This is a genomic window from Rhizobacter sp. (genome assembly GCF_031412075.1).
GTDB lineage: Bacteria > Pseudomonadota > Gammaproteobacteria > Burkholderiales > Burkholderiaceae_C > Rhizobacter.
This window is the reverse complement of the sequence record NZ_JANOCG010000394.1, coordinates 1-4,121: the sequence shown is the minus strand read 5'-3', so window position 1 is coordinate 4,121 and position 4,121 is coordinate 1. Positions and strand designations below refer to the sequence as shown.

The 4,121-nt window shown below is 68.1% G+C and carries 3 protein-coding genes and 1 pseudogene; 1 reads left to right on the top strand and 3 read right to left on the bottom strand.

Annotation, left to right across the window (positions count from 1 at the left end):
• Positions 1-261 (bottom strand): annotated as a pseudogene (locus tag RMO40_RS14825) (tripartite tricarboxylate transporter substrate-binding protein); the annotation flags it as partial.
• Between the two features lie 133 nt (positions 262-394).
• Here RMO40_RS14825 and RMO40_RS14820 point away from each other — a divergent pair.
• Complete coding sequence (locus tag RMO40_RS14820) at positions 395-2,914, top strand: PAS domain S-box protein (protein ID WP_309722787.1); 2,520 nt, start codon at positions 395-397, stop codon at positions 2,912-2,914.
• Positions 2,915-2,917: 3 nt separating this feature from the next.
• On the opposite strand, the gene RMO40_RS14815 is transcribed toward RMO40_RS14820, so the two are convergent.
• On the bottom strand, positions 2,918-3,859 hold the full coding sequence (locus RMO40_RS14815) for an ABC transporter permease subunit (RefSeq protein ID WP_309722794.1): 942 nt from the start codon (positions 3,857-3,859) through the stop codon (positions 2,918-2,920).
• A 22-nt stretch (positions 3,860-3,881) separates the two neighbouring features.
• Positions 3,882-4,121, bottom strand: a 240-nt coding sequence (locus tag RMO40_RS14810) for an ABC transporter permease subunit (RefSeq protein ID WP_489660168.1), incomplete at its 5' end; no start/stop codon positions are given.

The following is a 4,121-nucleotide window of genomic DNA, read 5'->3' as shown; positions in this document are numbered from 1 at the left end:
CACCAGGTCGGCGCCCACGTTGCCACCGGCGCCGGGTTTGTTTTCAACCACGAAGGGCTGGCCCAGGGCCCGGCTCAGCTCGGGCGCCAGCGCACGCGCCAGGATGTCGGTGGTGCCACCGGGGGCGAAGGGCACCACGATCCGCACCGCCTTGTTGGGCCAGGCGCCTTGCGACCAGGCGGAGCCCGGTGCGGCGGCGAGCGCCGCGACGGCGGCCAGCCATTGGCGGCGGTTGAAGGGGTGGGGGGGGGTGTGGCTCATGCGGGGGTCTCCGTTGTCTGGGTGCGCCGCAGGCAGTGTGCCCCACGGGCCGACGTGACATAAGTGGGTTTTCCGGGCCTTCCCAACGTAAGGGTGCTGTGCCACAGTGAATTGACCCCGTGGACAATCTGGCGTGACCACCCGCAGCCCCCCGCCTTTGAGCCCGCACGATCTCGGCGCGATCATCGGGCGGGTGCAGTCGCGCTACATCCGCGCTGCGCCGCCGCGCGAGGTGTTCGAGCCCCTGCTCGTCGACTTGCTCGATTGGACGGGCAGCGAATACGGCTTTCTCGCCGCCCTCTTGCACGATGAACACGGCGCGCCCTTTCTGCGCATCGAGGTGCTGACCGACATCGCCTGGAACGACGCCACCCGTGCCGTGATAGAGCGGCATCGGCGCGGCGGCCCGCAAGACGCGATGGAGTTCCACAACCTCAACACCCTGTTCGGTGCGGCGATCACCAGCGGCGAGATGGTCATCAGCAACGACCCGGCCAACGACCCACGCCGTGGTGGCCTGCCTGCAGGTCACCCCGGCATGAACGCCTTTCTCGGGGTGCCGCTGTTCCACGGTGGCGAGATGGTCGGCATGCTCGGCCTGTCCAACCGCGCAGGCGGCTACGACCAGCCGCTGGTCGATCACTTGCAGCCGCTTTTCACCAGCGTGGCCGCCATCTTCGGTGCGGTGCGTGCCGAGCGTGCACGCAGCGCCGCCGAGCAGGCCTTGCGCGAACAGCAGGAGCAGCTGCAGACCACCTTCGACCTGGCCGGTGTGGGCATCTTGCAGATCGGGCTCGACGGCACACCGCGCATGGTCAACCAGCGCTTCTGCGAGCTGCTGGGCCGCAGCCGCGAGCAGCAGATGGCCTTGCGCTCCGACGACCTGACCCACCCCGACGACCTGGCGGCCGAGATGGCCCAGCGCCAGCGCCTGCTGAGCGGCGAGATCACACGCTACCGCAGCACCAAGCGCTACCTGCATGCCGACGGCCACCCGGTCTGGGTCAACACCCACATGACGCTGGTGCGCAAGCCAGACGGCAGCGCCGATTACTTCATCGGCGTGGTCGAAGACATCACCGAGCGCATGCTGGCCGAGGCCGAGCTGCGCAGCAGCCAGGAGCGCTTTCTCGACCTGGTGAGCTCGGTCGACGGCATCTTCTGGGAGTCTGACCTGAGCGAGCGGCGCTTCACCTATGTGAGCGAAAAAGCCGAGGCGATCACCGGCTACCCGCTGTCGGAGTGGATGGTGCCGTTCTTCTGGTCGGGCCACCTGCACCCCGACGACCGCGAACGGGCCGTGGGCGAGGTGTTTGCGGCGCTCGAGGCGAGAGTCGCGCAGGCCGTCAACTACCGCTTCATCGCGCGCGATGGCCGGGTGCTCTGGATGAGCAGCCTCATCACACCGGTGCCCGCAGAAGGCGGGCGGCGCCTGCTGCGCGGCCTGATGGTCGACACCAGTGCACGCAAACGCGCCGAAGAGGCCGAACTCGCTGCCGAGGCCGCGCTGCGCGCCAACGCTGCCAAGACCGAATTTCTCTCGCGCATGAGCCACGAGCTGCGCACGCCGCTGAATGCGGTGCTCGGCTTTTCTCAACTGCTGGCGCTCGACACCGCGCAGCCGCTCAGCCCGTCGCAGCAGGCGCGGGTGCAGCACATCTCGCAGGCGGGGGCGCACCTGCTGGCGATGATCAACGACGTGCTCGACCTCTCGCGCATCGAAAGTGGTGGCGTGGCCTTGTCGCCGACCACCGTGCCGGTGCACCTGGTCGCCAACGAGGCGGTGACCATGGTGGCGCCGGCCGCGGCCGCCGCCGGGGTGAGCGTGCAGCTCGACCTTGCCGATGCCGGCGTCGCAGCGGGCATCAGCGTGCGGGCCGACCACCTGCGCTTGCGCCAGGTGCTGGTCAACCTGCTCAGCAATGCCATCAAGTACAACCGCGTCGGTGGCAGCGTCAGCCTGCGCTGGCCGGTGGACGAGGCGGCTGGCCTGGTGCACCTGCAGGTGCGCGACACCGGCATCGGCCTCAGCGCCGCGCAGCAAGAACATCTGTTCGAGCCCTTCAACCGCCTGGGCATCGAGCGCAGCGGCATCGAAGGCACCGGCATCGGCCTCGTCATCACCCAGCGCCTGGTGCAGTTGATGGGGGGCCAGATGGCGGTCGACAGTGTGGTGGGCGAGGGGAGCTGCTTCACCGCTTCGCTGCCGCTGGTGCCTTCTTCGTTGGCGGCCTCGCTGGCGCCGGGCACCGACGCGCCGGCCAGCGCGCCTGCTACCACGGCCTACACCGTGCTCTACGCCGAAGACAACCCGGTCAACGTGGAGCTGGTGCGCCAGGTGCTGAAGATGCGCCCCGCCTGCCGCTTGCTGGTCGCGGCCAGCGGCGAGCAGGCCTTGCAGGTCGCCCAGCAGGAGCGGCCCGACCTGATGCTGGTCGACATGCACCTGGGTGACATGAGCGGCCTGGAGCTGGCGCGCCTCATCGCGCTCGACCCTGGCTTGAGCCGCGTGCCGCGCATCGTGCTCTCGGCCGACGCCTCACCCGACCAGGCGCGTGCGGCGTTGGCAGCGGGCTTTGCCTCCTACCTCACCAAACCGCTCAACGTGGCGCAGCTGCTGCGCAGCATCGACGAGCAGCAGGGGCGGGTCTGAGCCTCACAACGGGCGGGCCGTCGCCGCAGCGCGTGGCCGGCGTGCGATGAACTCGCCGACAAACCCCCGCCTGAAGGCCAGCACGCAGATCACGAAGATGATGCCGATGATCACCGTGACCCACGAGCCCACCCGGTCGGCCAGGAAGTTCTGCAGGCCGATGATCGTGAAGGCCCCGACCACCGGCCCGGCGAAGGTGCCCAGGCCGCCGAGCAAGGTCATCAGGATCACCTCACCTGACAGCGACCAGTGCACGTCGGACAAGGTGGCAAAACCCAGCACCAGTGTTTTCAGGCCGCCGGCGAGGCCGGCGATGGCGGTCGAGAGCACGAAGGCGAGCAGCTTGTAGCGGTCGACCTGGTAGCCGAGCGAGATGGCACGCGGCTCGTTCTCTCGAATCGCCTTCAGTACCTGGCCGTAGGGCGAGTGCACGACACGCCTGATGAAGAGGTACACGGCCACGAAGATGGCCAGCACGAAGAAGTACATCACCAGGTCGTTGTCGAGCGGGATCAGGCCGAACAGCTTGCCGCGCGGCACGCCTTGCAGCCCGTCTTCACCGCCGGTGAAGGGCGCTTGCAGGCAGATGAAGAAGATCATCTGCGCCATCGCGAGCGTGATCATCGCGAAGTAGATGCCCTGGCGGCGAATCGCGATCAAGCCCACCACCAGGCCCAGTGCGGCGGCGATCAGCACGCCGGCGATCAGCCCGAGCTCGGGCGACCAGCCGGCGCTGCGCACCAGCCAGCCGGTGCCGTAGGCGGCTGCGCCCATGAAGGCGGCGTGGCCGAACGACAGCAGGCCGGTGTAGCCGAGCAGCAGGTTGAAGGCGCAGGCAAACAGCGCGAAGCACAGCGCCTTCATGCCGAACACCGGGTAGATGCCAACGAAGGGTGCGGCAATGAACAAGGCCAGCACAGCCCACCAGGCGGCGCGCCCGGACAGTGATCGAACAACAGACGACAACTTACTTCTCCTTGCCGAACAGGCCGGCGGGGCGAATCATCAGCACGATGGCCATGATCACGAAGACCACGATGCTCGAGGCCTCGGGGTAAAACACCTTGGTCAGGCCTTCGATCAAGCCGAGCGCCAGGCCAGTGAGGATGGAGCCGAGGATCGAGCCCATGCCCCCGATCACCACGACCGCGAACACGACGATGATGAGGTTGCTGCCCATCAGCGGCGTGACCTGGATGATGGGTGC